Origin of the sequence: Arthrobacter gallicola (assembly GCF_014836775.1) — a bacterium.
In the GTDB taxonomy this organism is placed as follows: domain Bacteria; phylum Actinomycetota; class Actinomycetes; order Actinomycetales; family Micrococcaceae; genus Arthrobacter_B; species Arthrobacter_B gallicola.
Map to the genome: position 1 here is coordinate 133,407 of NZ_JACSQD010000001.1, position 19,892 is coordinate 153,298.

Consider the following 19,892-nt stretch of genomic DNA (forward strand, 5'->3'; position numbering starts at 1 on the left):
TTGGTTTTAGCACGGACTTGACAGGGTCATAGTGGTGTTGCCCCCATGGTGGCGCCGCAGCCCGCCGTATTGAAAGGTTTTCTGTGTCCGCGAGAAAGACAACTGCTGTCAAAGAGACTGACACTGTGACTGCCGCACCCGAGGTTGCCGAGGCAGCCACAGCCGCAGCCACCAAGACGGCCGCCAAACCAGCCCGCAAGCCGGCTGCCCGCAAGGCTCCGGCCAAGTCCGCTGCCGCCAAGACCGCGGCAGCGAAGAAGGCAGCTGAGGACGCCGACACCCAGTCTGAAGAGGCTGAGGTTGATCCCGCAGACGTTGACACCGATGCGGCTGAAGCCCCTGAAGCTGCGCCCACCGGCTCGGGATTCGTCTATTCCGACGCTGACGACGACGACGCCCCGGCCCAGCAGGTTGTTTCTGCCGGTGCCACGGCGGACCCGGTCAAGGACTACCTGAAGCAGATCGGCAAGGTTGCACTGCTTAACGCGGAGCAGGAAGTTGATCTGGCGCTGCGTATCGAGGCAGGCCTGTACGCCGAAGAAAAGATCGCAGCGGATCCGGATATGGATCCGAAGCTGAAGCGGGATCTGCAGCAGATCATCCACGACGGCAAACGCGCCAAGAACCACCTGCTCGAGGCAAACCTTCGTCTGGTCGTGTCCCTGGCCAAGCGTTACACCGGCCGCGGCATGCTCTTCCTTGACCTGATCCAGGAAGGAAACCTGGGTCTGATCCGTGCAGTTGAGAAGTTCGACTACACCAAGGGTTTCAAGTTCTCCACCTACGCCACCTGGTGGATCCGCCAGGCGATCACCCGTGCCATGGCTGACCAGGCTCGTACGATCCGTATTCCGGTCCACATGGTTGAAGTCATCAACAAACTTGCCCGTGTCCAGCGCCAGATGCTGCAGGACCTTGGGCGCGAACCGGCTCCCGAGGAGCTGGCTCTGGAGCTGGACATGACGCCTGAAAAGGTCGTCGAGGTGCAGAAGTACGGCCGTGAGCCGATCTCGCTGCACACTCCGCTCGGCGAGGACGGCGACTCCGAGTTCGGCGACCTGATTGAGGACTCCGAAGCAGTGGTGCCGGCAGACGCAGTGAGCTTCACGCTGCTGCAGGAACAGCTGCACTCTGTGCTGGACACGCTCTCCGAGCGCGAAGCCGGGGTTGTGGCCATGCGTTTCGGCCTCACCGACGGCCAGCCCAAGACGCTGGATGAGATCGGCAAGGTTTACGGCGTGACCCGTGAGCGGATCCGCCAGATCGAGTCCAAGACCATGTCGAAGCTGCGCCACCCCTCGCGTTCACAGGTCCTGCGCGACTACCTGGACTAATCCGGGCCGGCAGTCCCCAGGCACAATCACATAGGCAAAATCACATAAGCACAGCCCCGAGGGCCTGAGTCCGGTAATCCACCGGTCTCAGGCCCTCGGTGTTTCTCAACCCGCCAGTGTCCCTGCGGAACGCCCTGGCACGCATCGTCGAACCCGTGCCAAGCGCCTGCAGTCTGGTCCTGATCCGGGCAGAACGAAGGCCCCTCCCAGGGGGAGGGGCCTTCGTCAAGTCTGGAAATGCCGGTGCGGAATTACTCTTCCGAAGCGCCGGCCTTTTGGTGCAGGCGTGCGCTTTCATCCTGCCACTCAGAGGTGAGGGGCCGAAGGTTGGCCTCCACCGCCCGGGCATGATGAGCGCAGAAGAGCAGTTCCCCACCGGAGGATTCGAGTACCGCACGAACGTATGCCTGCGCACCGCAGCGGTCACAGCGGTCCAGCGTGTTGAGATGACGGGTAGCAACTGCTGCTGTCATGAGTGCCTCCTTAGGGGTGTTGATACCTCATATAACCACCTTTGTGCCGGAAGCCTTTCCATCATGCCGTGTCTTTCGCTCTGCGCGTAGGAACCGCGTTGCTGCACCCGCCGGCGTGACGCACCTGTTGCCTCCGGCGCTGAGTCGCTGACGGCGACTGTCACCGCCGGGCATTAACCTAGAGAGAGGCCGGTTTTCTTTCCGCCGCCCAGCCGAAAGGCTATCCGCATCACAACAGGCCGCACCCCGGCCCGAGGAGTTCAGCACACGTGGTTCCCCTGGATACTGAGTACAACGCCCGACACCTTTCCGTGCTCGAAGGCCTTGAAGCCGTTCGCAAACGGCCCGGCATGTACATCGGCTCCACCGATTCCCGCGGGCTGATGCACTGCCTGTGGGAAATCATCGACAACTCTGTGGATGAGGCCCTGGCAGGTTACGGCCAAAGCATCAGGATCATCCTGCACGCGGACAACTCCGTGGAAATCCACGACGACGGCCGCGGCATCCCCGTGGACATCGAACCCAAAACGGGTCTCTCCGGCGTTGAGGTCGTGTTTACGAAACTCCACGCCGGCGGCAAGTTCGGCGGCGGCTCCTACGCGGCCTCCGGCGGCCTGCACGGGGTTGGTGCCTCCGTGGTCAACGCCCTGTCCTCCCGGCTTGACGTCCAGGTGGACCGGGCCGGCAAGACCTACCAGATGACCTTCCGCCGCGGGGAGCCCGGTGTTTTCGCGGACACCGGATCCAAGCCGTCGCCGGACGCCAAGTTCACCCCCTTCCTCGAGAGCTCCAAACTGGAAGTGGTCGGCAAGGCCAAGCGCGGAGTCACCGGCACACGGATCAGGTACTGGGCCGACCGGCAGATCTTTACCCTCGACGCGAAGTTCTCCTACCAGGAGCTGGAGGCACGGGCCCGCCAGACGTCCTTCCTGGTGCCTGGCCTGCGCATCACGCTGCGCGACGAACGCCGGCTGCCGGGCACTCCAGGTGAGGACGGACCGGTGGAGGAGGTATTCCACCACGACGGCGGCATCTCCGAGTTCGTCGAGTTCCTCGCAGCGGACGCTCCGGTCACGGACATCTGGCGGCTTCACGGAACCGGCAAGTTCAAGGAATCCGTTCCGGTCCTGGATGAGCGCGGACACAGCCAGATCGCCGAAGTGGAGCGGGACTGCGAGGTCGATATCGCCCTGCGCTGGGGGATCGGCTACGAAACCAATGTGCGCAGCTTCGTCAACATCATCGCTACACCGAAGGGCGGCACACACCAGGCCGGTTTTGAGCAGGCACTGCTGAAGACCTTCCGCAAGGTGATTGAAGCCAACGCGCGCAAGCTCAAGGCCGGCAACGACAAAATCGAGAAGGACGATGTGTTCGCGGGCCTCACCGCGGTTCTCACTGTCCGCCTGGCCGAACCGCAGTTCGAAGGACAGACCAAGGAAATCCTCGGTACCTCCGCCGTCCGGGCGATCGTGTCCAAAGTCGTTGAAAAGGAAATTACGGCCCGGCTGAATTCCACCGCCCGCGGAGACAAGGCCCAGGCAGCCCAGCTGCTGGAAAAAGTCGTCTCGGAAATGAAGTCACGCATCTCTGCGCGCGTGCACAAGGAGACCCAGCGCCGGAAGAATGCGCTGGAAACCTCCTCCATGCCGGTCAAGCTGGCTGACTGCCGCATCGATGACCCGGAGCGTTCAGAGCTGTTCATCGTGGAAGGTGACTCAGCGCTGGGTACCGCCAAGATGGCCCGGTCCTCGGACTACCAGGCGCTGCTTCCCATCCGCGGCAAGATCCTGAACGTGCAGAAGGCTTCCGTGGCGGACATGCTCTCCAACGCCGAATGTGCGGCCCTGATCCAGGTGGTCGGCGCCGGTTCCGGACGCAGCTTCCAGCTGGATGCGCGCCGGTACGGCAAGGTGATTTTTATGACCGACGCCGACGTCGACGGCGCGCACATCCGTACTCTGCTGCTCACTCTGTTCTTCCGGTACATGCGGCCCCTTGTGGAGGACGGCCGGGTGTATGCCGCAGTCCCGCCGCTGCACCGGGTTGAAGTCATCAATTCCGGGTCCAAGGCTAACGAGATGGTCTATACCTACAGCGAGAAGGAGCTGCACCAGCTCCTTGCCCGGCTGGAAAAGGAAGGCAAGCGCTACAAGGAGCCGATCCAGCGCTACAAGGGCCTGGGTGAAATGGACGCTGATCAGCTTGCCGAGACCACCATGGATCCGCGCCACCGCACCCTGCGCCGGATCCGCCTCAGTGAAGCGGCGGAGGCCAACCAGCACGTGGATGAGGCCACCTTCGAACTGCTCATGGGCAGCGACGTGGCTCCCCGCAAGGACTTCATCATCGCGGGGGCTGCCATGCTGGACCGGGATCGAATCGACGCATAGCCGGGGAAAGTGCCCGCTCCAGGCGGGCTGGGGCTCCGGCGGAGCGTCAGCCCGCCTGCCTCAGAATCGATCCGGCTCAGTGAACCGGTCCAGCCCAGTGAATCGATCCGGCTCAGTGAATCAGGCCGGGTGCGAACAGGAGCACGGTGGGAACCGCCAAAAGCAGCACGGAGCACGCCTGGACCAGGGCCTTGGCCCACTGGGGGAGCGGCGGCTGCGGCGTCAGCAGCCGGCTCAGCCTCCCGGCCATGCCCACTCCCTCCCCGGCGCTGCCACCGCCGGTGACCGTTGCCGTGCTGGCCGCCGGGATGCCGGCGGCGGACTCGGTCCCGGAAACCGAGCCAGCGCCGGACCCGACGATGGCCACGGCACGGATGAGGGTTGGCCGGTCCACCTTCTTCAGCGCCTCGTCATCGGCCAGCATCTCGATCAACTCGTTGACTGACCGCTGGGCAAGCTGGGACGTCGGCAGCCAGGGAAGCGCCGCCCGCCAGGCCGCAAAAGCCCACAGCAGCAGATGATGACGCTGGCTCAGATGCGCCTTCTCGTGTGTCATGACCGCGGACAGTTCCGACTCGGTAAGAATGTCCATCAGCCCATCGGAGAGCACCGTGACGGACTGCGCACCTCCGGGAAGGCAGTACGCCACGGGTGAAGGATGCGGGATCACGAGGGTTGCCGGTGCGTCAAGGGATGGGGAGCTCAGCAGATTGAGCATGTCCCGGTGGCGGCGCCGGGCGCCTTGGATCCGGTAGAAGGTCAGCAGCAGCGTGAAGACCAGGTGGGCGGAGAGCAGCAGGGCTGCGCTGATAGCGAAAACGTGGACCAGGCCGAGGGTCTCGGCGGGCCGGCGCTGAATCAGGATGTCCCAGAGGGCTGAAATGCCCTGAGCGAGGTTGTCACCGATCGGTTCGAGGCCCCACGTCAGCATGGCACCGATCATGGACAGGCCGCCGGCCAGAGCGATCGCCTGCCACAGCACCATGGCGGTAAAGGGGGAGCGGGCCGGCCATTTGGCGCGGGAGAGCAGCACCGGCACGGGCCATGCCAGGATTATTGCCAGCCCGGCAAGAAGGTAGGAAGCCCAGAACATATGGCGCGCTGCCCTGCCGGACTAGGCGCCTTCCAGGAGCTTGCGCAGAGTCTGGGCTTCGGTTGCGGACACGGAGCCGACGAACCGGGCCAGGACGGCCTCGCGGTCGTTGGCTGAGCCCAGGACCTCATGCATCAGCTCAGCGGTGTGCTCCGCGCGGGACGTCACAGCGCGGTAGCGGTGCGGACGGATGTCGCGTTCACGCGCCACCAGCCCTTTTTTCTCGAGCCGGGACAGCACGGTCAGCACGGTGGTGACGGCAAGGCCCTTCGCCTCGGTGCGTCCGGCGTCATTCTGCGCCAGCTGTTCCCTCAGCTCATTGGCGGTGGCCGCTTCGGGGGACTCCCACAGCAGGTCCATCATCGCCCGTTCAAGCTCTCCGAGAGTCGCCATGTTCTGTTCCTTCGTTATTCGGTCCTGCGTTGGGTCCCCGCCGGGGCATCCCCGGACTGGATATCCGCCGAAGCCAGACCCAGATCATTGTGACGAGAGGGTTAACAATACCGGCTTTTAGGACTAGTCTCTACGTCTTGTAGAAATAAGTCTCCAAAGTGTTCTACGATCTGTAGAAGAACCTTTTCTACTCCTTGTAGAACTTGCCTCAACTGAAGGATTCCTCACGTGGAAGCACTGGAGATTGCCCGCTGGCAATTCGGCATCACAACCGTCTATCACTTCCTGATGGTTCCACTGACCATCGGGCTCGGGCTGGTTGTAGCCTCGCTGCAGACCGCCTGGGTACGCACCGGCAAGGAAGAGTACCTCCGCCTTACCAAGTTCTGGGGGAAGCTCTTCCTCATCAACTTCATCATGGGTGTAGCCACCGGACTGGTGCAGGAATTCCAGTTCGGCATGGCCTGGAGTGAGTACAGCCGGTTCGTCGGCGACGTCTTCGGCGCCCCGCTGGCGCTGGAGTCCCTGCTCGCCTTCTTCACCGAGTCCGTATTCCTGGGACTCTGGATCTTCGGCTGGCAAAGGCTGCCGAAAAAACTGCACCTGGCCACGATCTGGCTGGCCACCGGCGCTTCGGCCCTGTCCGCCTACTTCATCCTCGCTGCCAACTCCTGGATGCAGCACCCGGTAGGTGTTGAACTGGTCGACGGCCGTGCCGTCATGACGGACATCTGGGCTGTCCTCACGAACAACACACTGCTGGTTGCCTTCCCCCACACCATTACCGGCGCCTTCGCCGTCGCCGGCGGCTTCCTGCTGGGAATCTCCTGGTACCACCTGTGGAAGCGGCGCCGCGACGGAATCGACACGGTCGATGAGAAAGGCCGCGTCGTGGTGGGCGAAAACGCCGCCATTGGACGCGACAAGACCGACTACAACGTCTGGATCAAGGCACTGCGTGTCGGCGCCGCCGTCGCCGTCGTTGCCTTTGCCGGCACAGCGATCACCGGCGACCTGCAGGCCAAACTGATGTTCGAACAGCAGCCCATGAAGATGGCGGCAGCGGAAGCTGCCTGCCACAACGGCACCTCCTTCTCCGTCCTGTCCGTCGGCGATGTCGGCGCGCAGAACTGCGAGGATGTCAAGACCCTGATCGAGGTCCCCGGCCTGCTTTCCTTCCTAGCCAACGGCGACTTTGAGACCGAGGTCGACGGCGTCAACACCCTCATTCCGGAGTACCAGGAAAAGTACGGCACCCACCTGCCGGACGATCCGATGTACGGGGAGCAGGCGGGCGCCGAAATCAACTATCTCCCCGTGATGTCCGTGACGTACTGGGGCTTCCGGATCATGATCGGCTTCGGCGCTATCGCTGCTGCCGCCGCCGCCGTCGCCCTCTGGGTCACCCGCAAGGGCACGGTTCCGCAGTCCAAGTGGCTGATGCGCCTGGCCGTGTTCGGCATCCTGGCTCCGTTCGGCGCCAACAGCGCCGGCTGGATCTTCACCGAAATGGGCCGCCAGCCGTTCGTCGTTGTGCCCAACCCCAGCTTCACGGGTATCGACAATGTGTTTATGTTCACCGCCGCGGCAGTCTCGCCGGGAGTGAGCCGAGCCGAGCTGCTGTTTTCCGTCATCTCCTTCACGGTGGTCTACCTGGCGCTGCTGGTCGTGGAGGTGAGACTGCTCTTCAAATACGTGCGGGGCGGAGTTCCCTCAGCCATGCCTGAGCTGGTCCACGCCGGCGGGTCCGGTGACGGTCCGGATTCGGAGGATACTCCGGACAAACCAGGCGGACGGAAGTCCGACGACGTCCTTGATTTCGCCTACTAGCGCCACCGGAGACCGAAAATGACGCTTCCAACAATCTGGTTCATCGTTATCGCCTTCCTGTGGGTCGGCTACCTCTTCCTGGAAGGCTTCGACCTGGGCGTGGGCATGCTCATGAAGCTCTTTGCCCGCAATGAACGCGACCGCCGCGTGCTGCTGAACACCATCGGCCCCGTCTGGGACGGAAACGAGGTGTGGCTGATTACCGCCGGTGCCATGACGTTCGCGGCTTTCCCCTTCTGGTACGCAGCCCTGTTCTCGGCTCTCTACGTGCCGCTGGTACTGGTGCTGCTGGGGTTGATTTTCCGCGCCGTGTCCATCGAATACCGCGGCAAGCACGATTCAGACCGCTGGCGGAGCCGCTGGGACTGGGCCATGTCGCTGGGTTCGTTTGTCAGTGCATTCGGTGTCGGCGCCGCGCTGGCGCTCACCTCCACCGGCCTGCCGCTGAATGCCAACGGGGACCGCGTGGGTGGAGCCTTTGCCTGGCTGACCCCGTGGGCTGTTGTTGGCGGGCTCGCAGTGGTGGGCTTCAGCCTGATCCATGCCTGCGCCTTCCTCATGCTCAAGACCGACGGCGAAATCCGCGCCCGCGCCCGGCGTGCCCTGGTCCGCTGGCTTCCGCTGGGCATCCTGCCGCTGGCTGCCTGGGCCGTCGGCGTGCAGGTCCTGAACGGGGACGCTTTCTCGCTGGTCCCGCTGATTGTCGCTGTTGTTGCCGTGGTGATTGCCTGGCGTATGGCCCACCTGGGCAAGGAAGGCCTGGCCTTCACGTTCCTGGGCCTGTTCCTGCTGGCCGGAGCCGTCTCGATTTTCGCGGCCATGTACCCCGTGGTGCTGCCGTCCACGCTGGATTCCGCCTGGAACCTGACCGTCGACAACGCCTCATCCAGCCCGTACACGCTGCAGGTCATGACCTGGGTCTCCCTGTTCGGCCTGCCGATCGTGCTGCTCTACCAGGGCTGGACCTACTGGGTGTTCCGCAAGCGTGTCTCCGCCGAGTCCATACCTGCCGTCCATAAGGTCAACGCTCAGTGAAACCCGTCCTTCCGGTCAGCGCCACCAGCCGCCGGGCCCTTTACCTGCTGGGCCTGCTCGCGGCTGTGAAGGCAGTGGGGCTGGTCCTGCTGGCCACCGGAATTGCCGCCGGCATAGCAGGGCTGGCCGGCGGCGGACCGGACTGGGGCTACGTCGCAGCAACCGGGGTAACCGGTGCGCTGCTGCGTTCCCTGGCGATGTGGGCCCAGGAAACCGTGGCTCAGCGGGCCGCCGCCGGAGTCAAGGATGAGCTGCGCAGCCAGCTCACCAACCGGGTGCTGGAAGACGGCGGTTCGGTTCCCGGAATGGGCAGTGGTGCGCTCAGCGTCCTTGTGACCCGGGGCCTGGACGGGCTGGACAACTATTACGCCAAGTACCTGCCCGCGCTCGTCACCTGCGCCGTCGTGCCGCTGGTGGTGGGTGCCCGCATCCTGGCTGCCGACTGGATCAGCGCCGTCGTCATTGTGCTCACGGTTCCGCTGGTTCCGGTGTTTATGGTGCTGATCGGCCTGCACACCGGAGACAAAACCGCTAAGGCAATCGACGCGCTGAACCGGCTTTCGGACAACATGCTGGAACTGGCCAAAGGCCTTCCGGTCCTGGTGGGCCTGGGCCGCGCCAAGGCGCAGACCCGGGCGCTGCGCGACGTCGCCGAGCGCTACCGCACCACCACACTCGAGACCCTGCGGGTGGCGTTCCTGTCCTCCCTGGCACTGGAACTGATTGCGACGATCTCCGTAGCCGTAGTGGCAGTTTTCATCGGCGTCCGTCTGGTTCATGGCGACATGTCCCTGGAAATGGGCCTGCTGGCACTGATCCTGGCACCGGAGTGCTACCAGCCGCTGCGCGATCTGGGCACCGCACACCACGCCAGTGAAGACGGGCTGGAAGCGCTGAAGCGGACCAACACCGTCCTGGACGCCCCCGCCAGCAGGCCGCTGACGCCCGCTGCCGCCGTCACCGCAAAGGCGGCCGCACCCGCGGTGAGCCTCCACGGATTGACTGTCCGCTACCCGGGGCGTTCCGAACCGGTGATCAACGGGCTGGACATCACCGTTCCCCAAGGCAGCATCGCGGCTCTGACCGGCCCCAGCGGGAGCGGAAAAACCACCGTTCTGGAAATCCTGGCCGGCCTGCGCCGCAGCGGGTCCGGAACCGAAATTTCAGGAGAAGCAGAGGGAATCGACCGCAGTTCGATTGCCTGGATACCGCAGCACCCCGTGCTGGTTGAAGACACGGTTGAGGCGGAGATTGGCCTGTACTCCGGGCTGGCAGATCCCCGGGAGCGGCGCCGGGCTGCGCGCCGGGCGCTGGCTGAAATCGGCGCGGCACACCTGCTCCAGGCACAGTCGGGTGACCTGAGCCCCGGTGAGCAGCGCCGGGTCGCCGTCGCCAGGGCCATAGCCCGGGTTCAGAACTGCCCCGGAGTCCGGGTCCTGCTGGCCGACGAGCCCACCGCCCATCTGGACGCACGCAGCGCGGCCGCGGTGCGCGCAGCCCTGTCCCGGCTGCGTGGAGAATGCACAGTCCTGCTCGTGGCCCACGATCCGGAAACGGCGGCCATTGCCGACGTCGTTATCCCTGTTTCGGGTGGAGCGGATCCTGGGGGAGTCCTCCGGCACTCCGTTGGTGGGCCGGCCGCAGCCTCCATCCGTCAGGAGGAGGCCGACAGCCTGGCCACCGCCGCTGCCGCCGATACCAGCGGCGTAAAACGCCAGCCGCTCTGGAAAAATCTGCTCATCCTGCGTCCCTGGAGCCGCCGGTTCCTGCAGGCGCTGGCGTACGGCACCGGTGCCACTGTTTTCGCTGTCGCGCTGAGCGCCCTGTCCGGCTGGCTGATTGTCAGGGCCTCCGAGCAGCCGCCCATCCTGTACCTGCTGACAGCGATTGTTGGTGTCCGGTTCTTCGGAATCGGACGCGCCGTGCTGCGGTACCGTGAACGCCTGCACCTGCACGACGCCGTGTTCCGGGCGACCAATACCCTGCGCATCAGGCTCTGGAACGGTCTGTTGAACCGCCCCGAGGGGTGGCGCAGACTGTCCCGCGGCGGGGGAGCCCTGGAACGGCTGGTGGGCGACGTCGATGAACTGCGGGACATTGCGCCCCGGGTGGTCTTCGCGCCGCTGACAGGTTTGATCACCGCGGTGGCTGCCTGCACCGCCACCTGGATCCTGATCCCCGAGGCCATCTGGGTTCAGATCGGTCTCTGCCTGGTGGGTCTGGTGGGCGCACCGCTGCTGGCCCACTGGGCCGATTCCTCCGCCCGTGCCCGGACAGTATCCCTGCAGGCCCGCGCCATGGCCGGCATGACCAAGCTACTGACGGCCGCCCCGGACCTGGAAGCGAACAGCAGCTCAGGCCCGGTGCTTGACCGGCAGCGGAGCTACGACTTGGCTGCTGCCCACGCCGTGCGCCGCAGTGCCTGGGCCCAGGGACTCGCCAATGCCGTCACGGCCCTGGCCTGCGCCGGAGCCGCCCTGTGGGTCATGTTCCTTGCCCAGGGTGCACCTGCGACGGTCGCCGCGGTGATTGTGTTGATGCAGCTGGCCCTGCTTGAGTGCTTTGCCTCCGTCAACGGTTCAATCCAGCAACTCGGTGCCTGGCGGATCCTCGGGGATAAGGTACTTCCCGATCTTGGCTCCAGCGACGTGGACCCGGGAACGGTCCCGGACGCCGGAGAAACAGCGCAGGGTTCCCGGGAGCCGGATAACGGACTGCGGACCGTGCCCCGGAAGCTTGGCACCCTTGAGCTGCACGGCATCCACTACCGGTATCCGGGTGCTTCCACGGATGTGCTGGATGGTGTGGACCTGTCCCTGCGGCCCGGCGAATGGCTTGCCGTCACCGGCGAATCGGGCAGCGGAAAATCGACGCTGCTCGGTGTGCTGCTGGGCTTCCTGACCCCCCAGCGCGGCACCTTCCTCATCGACGGCAAACCGGCGTCGGAATTCCCGCGGGAGGCCCGGGGTATGGCCTGGTGCCCGCAGGAGGCCCACCTGTTCGATTCAACGCTGCGGGGGAACCTCCTGCTGGCCCGTGACCGCGCAAACGCACCTTCCACAACGGAAATGCTGGATGCCCTGGAAGCCGTTGGACTCGGACAGCTGATCAAGGAGCTTCAGGACGGGCTGGATACCCGAATCGGCAATGGAGGTCATTTCCTTTCCGGTGGCCAGCGCCAGCGCCTCGCCGTCGCGCGGGCACTGCTGACGGAAGCGGACGTTGTGCTGCTGGATGAACCCACTGCCCATCTGGACCCTGCGGCGGGAGCACAGCTGATGGCGGACCTGCGGCGCGGCCTGGGCGGCAAGTCGGTGGTGGTGGTGACGCACAACCCTGCTGACGCGGCGTGGTGCAGCCGGCACCTCGAACTGGGTTCAGCGCAGCGGAGTCTTGCCGTACGCTAGGGCGCATGACTGTCCCGGAAAACGTGGAGCGCCCTGGCCCGCAGACCGGTTTGATCTGGCGTCCCATCACTCCGGAGGACCTGGATGAGTGGCACGCCCTGATCCGCCGGATGGCGGAAACGGATCGGCCCGGATGGGTGGAGGACCGGGCGGACCTCGAACATATCCTCGCCCGCCCCAATGACGATCCGGCCCGTGACACCCTCCTGGGCCATGACAGCAAGGGAACGGTCCGTGCCTTTGGCTCTGTGACCGCCAACCCCGGTTCCGGAAGGGTCCTCGGATTCGGCGGGGTCGATCCGCAGTGGCGCCGGCGGGGGATCGGTACAGCGGTCTACCAATGGCAGGCGGCCCGCGCCCGTGCCCGGCTCACCGGTAAGGAAAAGGGTGAGTCCGTGCTGCGCAGTTTCGCCGAGGAAAACAATGCATCACACGTTGCGCTGCTCTCTTCTGTCGGTGCCAAGGTAGTCCGTTACTTCACGGAGATGACCCGTCCGCTGACCGGGGAGCTGCCCAACGTTCCGCTTCCCGAAGGCATGGAATTCGTCACCTTCCGGGAGGATCTCTCCGAACGGTTCCGTCTGGCGCACAACGAGGCGTTCCTGGACCACTGGGGCAGTGAACCGCGGGACGCGGCGAGCTGGAAGTTCACGGTCACCCACCCGCAGTTCCGCGCCGACTGGAGCTTTGCCGTGGTTGAAAAGGCCTCCGGCGGCATTGCCGCGTACCAGCTGGCCAGCTTTGATCCGGAGACAAAGGAGATCTTCGGCTATACGGAGGGTTATACCGAACTGCTGGGGGTGCTGCGGGACTGGCGCGGGATGAGGCTCACACCGGCCATGCTCTCCGAGGCGATGCGCCGGTTCCGGGAGTCCGGGATGGAGCACGCCGGCCTGGGTGTGGATACGGAGAACCCCTCCGGTGCCCTGCGGATCTATGAACAGCTGGGCTACACCCCTGTGACCCGCCAGATCACTTTCGATCTGCCGCTTACCTGATCTGCGCGAGGCTGGCTGACCTGCCGCTTACCTGACCTGCGCTAACGCTGACGAGCCGGCGACGCCGGAAGAGCCGGGGACTAGGCGGGAACCACCCAGATGGCCTCAGCGGCCGGCAAACCGAGCTCAACGCGGTCACCGCTGCGCTCAAGGGTGAGGGTTCCTGCGTAGGCCTGGCGGTCCACGATGCTGAGCTCGGCATCGAGTCCCAGGCCGATGCCCCCCAGGTAGCGCAGCAGTTCCGGGCTGTCGTCCGAGACGCGGGCAATCCGCAGGCGGCGGCCGGTCTCACTTTGGCTCAGCTTGGCGGCCTCAAGTGGGGGCAGACTGCCGTCACGGGCCGGAATCGGGTCGCCGTGGGGATCGCGGACCGGGTTGCCCAGCCGCAGGGCCAGGGCCTCCACCATCTTGTCGGAGACAGCGTGTTCCAGGTTTTCGGCCTCGTCGTGAACCTCGTCCCAGCCGTAGCCCAGGTAGTCCACCAGGAAGGTCTCAATCAGGCGGTGCCTGCGGACCATGTTCACGGCCGCTTGTTCGCCTTCAGCGGTCAAAGCCACGGATCCGTAGCGGGCGTGGGTCAGGAAACCCTGGGCAGCCAGCTTCTTGACCGCCTCCGACACGGAGGACGCGGAAAAACCGAGGTGGGCCGAGAGCGCAGACACGGTGACGGGCTTGTCCGTCCATTCCTGGGCAGTCCAAATGACCTTGAGGTAATCCTCGCCGGCTGTACTCAGTGCTTTCTTTCCCACGCGTCCCACCTTACGCCAGCGGCGCCCGCCCCCTGGGAAGCCAGGTAACGGGCGCCGCCGGTGTGGATCAGGCCAGTTAGTCCTGGGTCAGGGAGTCCACGAAGTCCTGGTTCTCTTCCATCCAGGCCTTGACGGCGGGGGCGTAGTCCTTGCCGCCCTCTTCGCTGTTGAACATGGCGTTCTCGAGGGAGAACAGGGTCTCGGAGTCCATGGTGAAACCCTTGATCCACTCTGCCAGCGCCGGGAAATCGGCTTCGAAGTCCGTGCTCGCGAAGGAGTGGATGCCTTCGGCGTCACCGAGGGTGCCCTTGGGATCCTCAAGGTCCTTGATCGGGAAGGCATCGTAGGCCCAGTGCGGACGCCACAGCGTGACGGCGATGTTCTCTCCGTTGGCCGTGGCGCTCTTCAGCTCGGAGAGCATGGCCGGGGTCGAGGAGGTCAGGTACTCCATGGACTCCAGGCCGTACCCGGGGATCACTTCGTTGGTGGTGGCCCGGGTCAGTCCGGCGGCCGGCTCGATGCCCACCAGCCGGTTGCCGAACAGGTCCGCATTGGCAGCGAGTTCCTCGAGCGAGTCGATGGGTGCATCCTCGTTGACCGCGATGGTCAGCTTGGCGTCCTCGTTCCAGGTGCCCAGATCCACCATGTCTGCCCCGTACTTCTTGAGGTAATCAGCGTGGGTTAGCGGCAGCCAGGTGTCCAGGGACAGGTCGTAGTCGCCCGCAGCCAGGCCCGCGTACACGGTCCCCGGATCGGCGTACTCGAGTTCGACGTCGTATCCCTTGTCCTCCAGGACCGCCTTCCACAGTTCCGAGGCGGCAATGCCTTCGTCCCAGCCGTTGAAGACGCCGATGGTGAGGTCCTTCTTGTCTCCGTTGTCCGGCCCGGAGCTGGCGTCGGCTTCGGCACCGCAGCCGGTCAGTGCCAGGGCTGCCACCGATACTGCGGCGGCGAGTTTAGCGAGGTTCTTCATTCGTTCTTTCCTTTCGCGGCTGTGCAAGGATGCACAGGCTGTGTGAGGTCAGGAGGCGCTGACACCGGCGGGCACGCGCTTTTTCGCCCGGCTGCCGACGCTGGAGGTCAGGCGGTCCAAATAGACGGCCACGATGACGACGGCGATGCCGGCTTCGAAGCCGAGAGCCGGATCCAGGCGGGTCAGACTGGCGACCACGTCCTGGCCCAGGCCACCGGCACCGACCATGCCCGCGATGACCACCATGGACAGGGAGAGCATGATGACCTGGTTGACGCCGGCCATGATGGTGGGCAGTGCCAGGGGGAGCTGGATCTGGCGCAGGATCCGGCCGGGCGTGGAACCGAAAGCTGCACCGGCTTCGACCACTTCGGCGTCAACACCCCGGATGCCGAGTTCGGTGAGACGGACACCCGGAGCCATTGCGAAGATGATCGTTGCGACGATGCCCGGCACCACGCCGACCCGGAAGATGATCAGGGCCGGGACGAGATAGACCATCGCCGGCATGGTCTGCATGAAGTCGAGCACCGGACGGATCACCCTGGATGCCGTCCGGGAGCGGGCGGCGACGATGCCCAGCGGAATGCCGATCAGGATGGCAACGGCGCTGGCCACGAGAACCAGGGCCAGGGTCTCCATGGCGTGCTCCCACTGGTCAACGCCGTAGATCAGCACGAACCCGGCTGCGGTACCCACGCCAAGTTTCCACCCGCGGAGGAACCAGGCCAGTGCGGCCAGGATGATCAGGACAGCCCAGAAAGGGGGAGCCTGGAAGAGCCACTCGAGGCCGTCGTAAGCGCCCCGGAAAACAGTACGGATGGCGTTAAATACCGGAGCGAAGACCTCGGTGACCCAATCCAGGCCGACCTCGATCCAGTCGCCAAGGGGAATACGGAAGCCGTTCATGCTGGGTCTCCTGCCCGGGCGGAAGAATCAAGGGTTGCGGTGACGAGTGGTTCCGGCAGGGGTGGCGGCGGGGCATCCACCACTGGAATATCCGTGGTGGAGGAGGGCACGTTGCCGAGGGCTGCCAGCAGCGTCACGCGGGGGACGGCGCCGATGAGGCGTCCGGACGCGTCCGTGACCGGCAGCGGCACGGGACTCTCCACGGCCATGCCGAACAGCTGTGCCAGCGCGGTCTCGCCGTCCACCGGGTTGCCGGGGCGGATGGCCGGAGCAAGGTCGGGACTGCGCTGCTCAACCAGTGCCATCACGTCGCGGTCGGTGACGGTGCCGAGGAAAGTGCGCCGGCGGTCGACGACGAACGCAGCCGAGGTCTGCAGGTCCCGCATGGTGCGCAGCGCACCCCGCGGCCCGCCGGTGAGGGTCACAACGGAACGGGCCGGCTCCATGACGCTGGCGGCGGTCAGGACCCGGGTGCGGTCAACGTCCTGCACGAACTGGGCCACGTAATCATTGGCCGGATGGCTCAGGATGTCATCGGGGGTGCCGATCTGGATGATCTCGCCGTCCTTCATCACAGCGATCCGGTCACCGAGGAACATCGCTTCGTTGAGGTCGTGGGTGATAAAAATGATGGTCTTCCCGAGGTCCTGCTGGAGCGTCACGAGCTGCTCCTGCATCTCCCGGCGGATCAGCGGGTCCAGGGCGGAGAACGCCTCGTCCATCAGGAGGATGTCCGTCTCAGACGCCAGAGCTCGGGCCAGGCCGACGCGCTGCTGCATTCCGCCGGAGAGTTCCGACGGATAGCGGCTGCCCCAGCTCCCCAGGCCAACCAGCTCCAGCACCTTGGCAGCGGCCTCGAGCCGTTCGGACTTTGCCATGCCCTGGACTTCCAGCCCGTAGGCGGCGTTCTCCAGGACGGTCCGGTGCGGAAACAGCGCGAAGTGCTGGAAGACCATCGAGATCTGCCGCTGGCGGACTGCGCGCAGCTCCTTGTCCGAGACGGTGGAAAGGTCGGTGCCCTGCACAGTGACCGAGCCTGCCGTCGCGGGCTGGAGTCCGTTGAGGGTCCGCAGCAGGGTGGATTTACCGGACCCGGAGAGTCCCATCACCACAAAGATTTCGCCGGCTTTGACCTGGAAGGAGGCGTTGATGACGGCCGCCGTGCCCAGTCCCGCAACCTCGGAACGCGAGGCTCCGGTTTTCAGGCGGCGGACGGCCTCGGCTGGTCGTTTTCCGAAGACCTTGTACACGTTCTCCACCTTCAGGACCGTGTCCCGGATGGTGTCGTTCTCACTCAATGTCGTTCCCTTTCCATGCGTGCCTGCACCGAAGCTGCCAGGCCGCATGGGTGTTCTGGTTCTGTGCTCAGCACCTGCCACGGCCGGATTCGGCGGGCAGGGACCCGGAGAGGTCGTTGGCAACCCTAACAATCACGTGTTCGCTATCAGCGCAATTTCGTATGGTTTGGCTGGGGGCCTCACGGTCGGGCCTGCCCGCAGCCCGCGCCCAGACTGGGAAGCGGGGGAGTTATGGCATCGTGACCTAAAATACCCCTATGGGGTATGGTGCCGCTGGCATTCTCCGCCGGAAAACGAAAGAGCTCCGCCCGCGCAGTCCGGTGGATGCACCGGACTGCGCAGGCGGAGCTCTGTTCTGTCTTGGCCCGCCTATTCCGGCGGGGTGAGGCTGGGGCCGATATGGTCCACAGGGCTGGCCAGCGGCACGCCGGAGCCGTCCCGCCGCCCATGTTCAGTCGGCAGGGCACGGGCCACACCGTTCGCGGCAGAAGCCTTGGCCGGACCGTGACCGGCCCAGGCCACCACCAGGGAGTCTTCGCCCTTCAGGAAGCGGTGTGCCCGGACACCGGCGGTGGCGCGTCCCTTGGCCGGGTATTCGGCGAAGTCGGTGACCTTCACCGTCCCTCCGGGTGTCCCGGGCAGGGTTTCGGTGCCGGAGGCCACGGTCACCACGACGGCAGCCGGGTCAGACTCGGCCACAACACCGAAGAAAATAACCTCATCGCCGTCGCCCAGCTTCATTCCGGCAACACCGCCGGCGGTTCTTCCCTGCGGCCGGACCAGGGAAGCAGCAAAGCGCAGCAACTGGGCGCCCTTCGTGGCAAAGACCAGCTGGTCCTCGTCGTTCGCCGCCACTGCGGCTCCGACCACTTCGTCCCCGGGCTTGAGGGTGATGGCTTCCCAGTCGTCCCGGTTCAGCGGGTAGTCGGGGTTGATCCGCTTCACCACGCCGTTGCGCGTTCCCAGCGCCAGGACGGTGTTCAGCGGCACCAGGCCGATCAGCTTCTCGCCCTTGGCCAGGGTCATAAAGTCCTTGACCGGAACGCCGCCTGCCAGGTTCGGCAGCCCGTTCGTCGGCGGAAGCGCGGGCATATCCATGACCTGGACCCGGATCATCCTTCCGGCGGAGGTCACGGCGCCAATTTCGCCGCGCGCCGTCGTCGCCACGACGGACCGGAACACATCGTGCCGGGTGCGCTGGCCGCCTTCCACCAGGGGCTCCTGGTTGGAGGTGCGCGCCAGCTGGCCGGAAGCGGAAAGCAGCACCCAGCAAGGATCGTCTGGAATCTGAAGCGGAAGGACTGCCTTGGCGCCCTTGCCTGTCTTGACCGCTGCGGCTTCGGCGGCCAGGGGCGCTACGGCCTCGGACTCGAGCAGGACCGTCCGGCGCGGAGTTGCGTACTTGGCCGCCACCTCGCCCAGCTCATCCGAGACCAGCGAGCGGAGGCGTTCCTCGGAGTCCAGGATGGCCTGGAGCTCCCCGATTGCAGCCCGCAGTTCATCCTGTTCCTTTTCCAGCTCAAGCCGCGAGTACTTGGTGAGCTGGCGCAGCCGCAGTTCCAGGATGTGGTTGGCCTGGATTTCAGTGAGGTCGTAGATGGACATCAGCCGTGTCCGGGCTTCGGCTGTCTCATCCGAGCTGCGGATGATCTGGATGACCTCGTCAATGTCGACGATTGCGATCAGCAGGCCCTCGACCAGGTGCAGGCGGTCCTTTTTGCGCCCCAGCCGGTAGGCGGTCCGGCGGCGGACCACGCCCAGGCGGTGCGCCACATAGACCTGGAGGAGTTCCACCAGGCCCAGCGTCCGGGGCTGCCCATCCACGAGGGTTACGTTGTTGATGCCGAAGGAATCTTCCATCGGGGTGTACCGGTAGAGCTGCGCCAGCACCGCCTTGGGGTTGAACCCGTTCTTCAGCTCAATCACCAGACGGAGGCCGTTCATCCGGTCCGTCAGGTCCACGACGTCCGAAATGCCCTGCAGCTTCTTGGACGTGACGGCGTCCTTGATCTTCTCAATGACCTTTTCCGGTCCCACCATGTACGGCAGTTCGGTGACCACCAAGCCGGTGCGGCGGGCGGTGAGCTGCTCCACTTCGACCTTGGCCCGCGTCTTGAACGATCCGCGGCCCGTGGCGTAGGCATCCCGGATGCCGTCCAGGCCTACGATCCGCCCGCCGGTGGGCAGATCCGGTCCGGGAACGAACCGCATCAGGTCATCGAGGGACGCGCCGGGATGCTTGATCAGGTGCTGGGTTGCTGCGATGACCTCACCGAGGTTATGCGGGGCCATGTTGGTGGCCATGCCGACGGCGATGCCCGTGGTGCCGTTGACCAGCAGGTTCGGGAACGCGGCGGGCAGGACCTCCGGCTGCAGCAGCTGGTTGTCGTAGTTGGGGACGAAGTCCACCACGTCTTCATCCAGGTGGTCAGTGAGGGTCAGCGCGGCAGCAGCCAGGCGCGCCTCGGTGTACCGGGACGCGGCAGGTCCGTCGTCGAGGGAGCCGAAGTTGCCGTGGCCGTCGATCAGGGGCAGGCGCAGCGCCCAGTCCTGCGCCATGCGGACCATGGCATCGTAAATAGCCGAGTCGCCGTGCGGGTGCAGCTTGCCCATGACCTCGCCGACAACCCGTGCGCTCTTCACATGGCCGCGGTCCGGCCGCAGGCCCATCTCCGCCATCATGTACAGGATGCGGCGCTGCACCGGCTTAAGGCCGTCGCGCGCATCAGGCAGGGCACGGGAATAGATCACCGAATACGCGTACTCGAGGAAGGATTCCTCCATCTCGGTGGAAACATCGATGTCGATGATGTTCTCGGCGATCGGTTCGCCGGGAGGGGGTGCGGAGGCGGAGCGCCGGGCCATGGAGTTGTTGCGTCCTTGCGGTTGTCGGTTGGGGGTTCTGCCTGCAGTTCTGATCCGGTGCCGGTCCCCTTGGGAATCCCGGTGACGGTCACAGGCGGTTCGGTGGCGGGTTCTGGAAGATGCCCACTACGCTGAGTCT

General features: G+C 65.2%; 14 protein-coding genes. 6 read left to right on the forward strand and 8 right to left on the reverse strand.

The features are described from left to right. Nucleotides 1–83 precede the first annotated feature (83 nt). Nucleotides 84–1,334: an RNA polymerase sigma factor gene (locus H9639_RS00585; RefSeq protein ID WP_191806224.1), complete on the forward strand. Its 1,251-nt coding sequence runs from the start codon at nucleotides 84–86 to the stop codon at nucleotides 1,332–1,334. A 251-nt stretch (nucleotides 1,335–1,585) separates the two neighbouring features. Here H9639_RS00585 and H9639_RS00590 read toward each other — a convergent pair whose 3' ends face one another. Then, complete coding sequence (locus H9639_RS00590) at nucleotides 1,586–1,807, reverse strand: DUF7455 domain-containing protein (protein WP_191748532.1); 222 nt, start codon at nucleotides 1,805–1,807, stop codon at nucleotides 1,586–1,588. A gap of 269 nt (nucleotides 1,808–2,076) precedes the next feature. Here H9639_RS00590 and H9639_RS00595 point away from each other — a divergent pair, with 269 nt between their 5' ends. Then, a complete protein-coding gene (locus tag H9639_RS00595) occupies nucleotides 2,077–4,203 on the forward strand; it encodes a DNA gyrase/topoisomerase IV subunit B (protein ID WP_191806225.1) in 2,127 nt (708 codons plus the stop codon). Nucleotides 4,204–4,315: 112 nt separating this feature from the next. Here the strand turns inward: H9639_RS00595 and H9639_RS00600 are convergent, their stop codons facing one another. Both H9639_RS00600 and H9639_RS00605 read right to left on the reverse strand, forming a co-directional pair. Then, nucleotides 4,316–5,296 carry a M56 family metallopeptidase gene (locus tag H9639_RS00600; protein ID WP_191806226.1) on the reverse strand — a complete coding sequence of 327 codons (981 nt, stop codon included), beginning with the start codon at nucleotides 5,294–5,296 and terminating at the stop codon, nucleotides 4,316–4,318. Between the two features lie 21 nt (nucleotides 5,297–5,317). Continuing rightward, complete coding sequence (locus tag H9639_RS00605; RefSeq protein ID WP_191806227.1) at nucleotides 5,318–5,689, reverse strand: BlaI/MecI/CopY family transcriptional regulator; 372 nt, start codon at nucleotides 5,687–5,689, stop codon at nucleotides 5,318–5,320. A gap of 228 nt (nucleotides 5,690–5,917) precedes the next feature. On the opposite strand from H9639_RS00605, the gene H9639_RS00610 reads away from it, so the two are divergent. From H9639_RS00610 to H9639_RS00625, 4 genes are read left to right on the forward strand one after another with little or no spacing between them, the layout of a single operon-like run. Next, nucleotides 5,918–7,519, forward strand: a complete 1,602-nt coding sequence (locus H9639_RS00610) for a cytochrome ubiquinol oxidase subunit I (RefSeq protein WP_191806228.1) — start codon at nucleotides 5,918–5,920, stop codon at nucleotides 7,517–7,519. 18 nt (nucleotides 7,520–7,537) lie between these two features. Next, nucleotides 7,538–8,554, forward strand: a complete 1,017-nt coding sequence (cydB, locus tag H9639_RS00615) for a cytochrome d ubiquinol oxidase subunit II (RefSeq protein WP_191806229.1) — start codon at nucleotides 7,538–7,540, stop codon at nucleotides 8,552–8,554. Beyond that, nucleotides 8,551–11,961, forward strand: coding sequence for a thiol reductant ABC exporter subunit CydD (gene cydD / locus H9639_RS00620; protein WP_191806230.1), 3,411 nt, complete (start codon nucleotides 8,551–8,553; stop codon nucleotides 11,959–11,961). The genes cydB and cydD overlap by 4 nt, the downstream gene beginning before the upstream one ends. 5 nt (nucleotides 11,962–11,966) lie before the next feature. Continuing rightward, nucleotides 11,967–12,959 carry a GNAT family N-acetyltransferase gene (locus H9639_RS00625; protein WP_225219036.1) on the forward strand — a complete coding sequence of 331 codons (993 nt, stop codon included), beginning with the start codon at nucleotides 11,967–11,969 and terminating at the stop codon, nucleotides 12,957–12,959. An 80-nt stretch (nucleotides 12,960–13,039) separates the two neighbouring features. On the opposite strand, the gene H9639_RS00630 is transcribed toward H9639_RS00625, so the two are convergent. From H9639_RS00630 to H9639_RS00645, 5 genes are all read right to left on the reverse strand, one after another. Then, the gene (locus H9639_RS00630; protein WP_318241933.1) at nucleotides 13,040–13,708 is read right to left on the reverse strand and encodes a metal-dependent transcriptional regulator; all 669 of its coding nucleotides are present in this window, start codon (nucleotides 13,706–13,708) and stop codon (nucleotides 13,040–13,042) included. Between the two features lie 76 nt (nucleotides 13,709–13,784). Next, nucleotides 13,785–14,681 carry a glycine betaine ABC transporter substrate-binding protein gene (locus H9639_RS16720; protein WP_225219037.1) on the reverse strand — a complete coding sequence of 299 codons (897 nt, stop codon included), beginning with the start codon at nucleotides 14,679–14,681 and terminating at the stop codon, nucleotides 13,785–13,787. A gap of 48 nt (nucleotides 14,682–14,729) precedes the next feature. Beyond that, on the reverse strand, nucleotides 14,730–15,590 hold the full coding sequence (locus H9639_RS16725; protein WP_225219038.1) for an ABC transporter permease: 861 nt from the start codon (nucleotides 15,588–15,590) through the stop codon (nucleotides 14,730–14,732). Then, the gene (locus H9639_RS00640; RefSeq protein WP_225219039.1) at nucleotides 15,587–16,888 is read right to left on the reverse strand and encodes a quaternary amine ABC transporter ATP-binding protein; all 1,302 of its coding nucleotides are present in this window, start codon (nucleotides 16,886–16,888) and stop codon (nucleotides 15,587–15,589) included. Before H9639_RS00640 ends, H9639_RS16725 begins: the two co-directional genes overlap by 4 nt. Before the next feature lie 369 nt (nucleotides 16,889–17,257). Next, the gene (locus tag H9639_RS00645; protein WP_191806233.1) at nucleotides 17,258–19,753 is read right to left on the reverse strand and encodes a DNA gyrase/topoisomerase IV subunit A; all 2,496 of its coding nucleotides are present in this window, start codon (nucleotides 19,751–19,753) and stop codon (nucleotides 17,258–17,260) included. Nucleotides 19,754–19,892 lie beyond the last annotated feature (139 nt).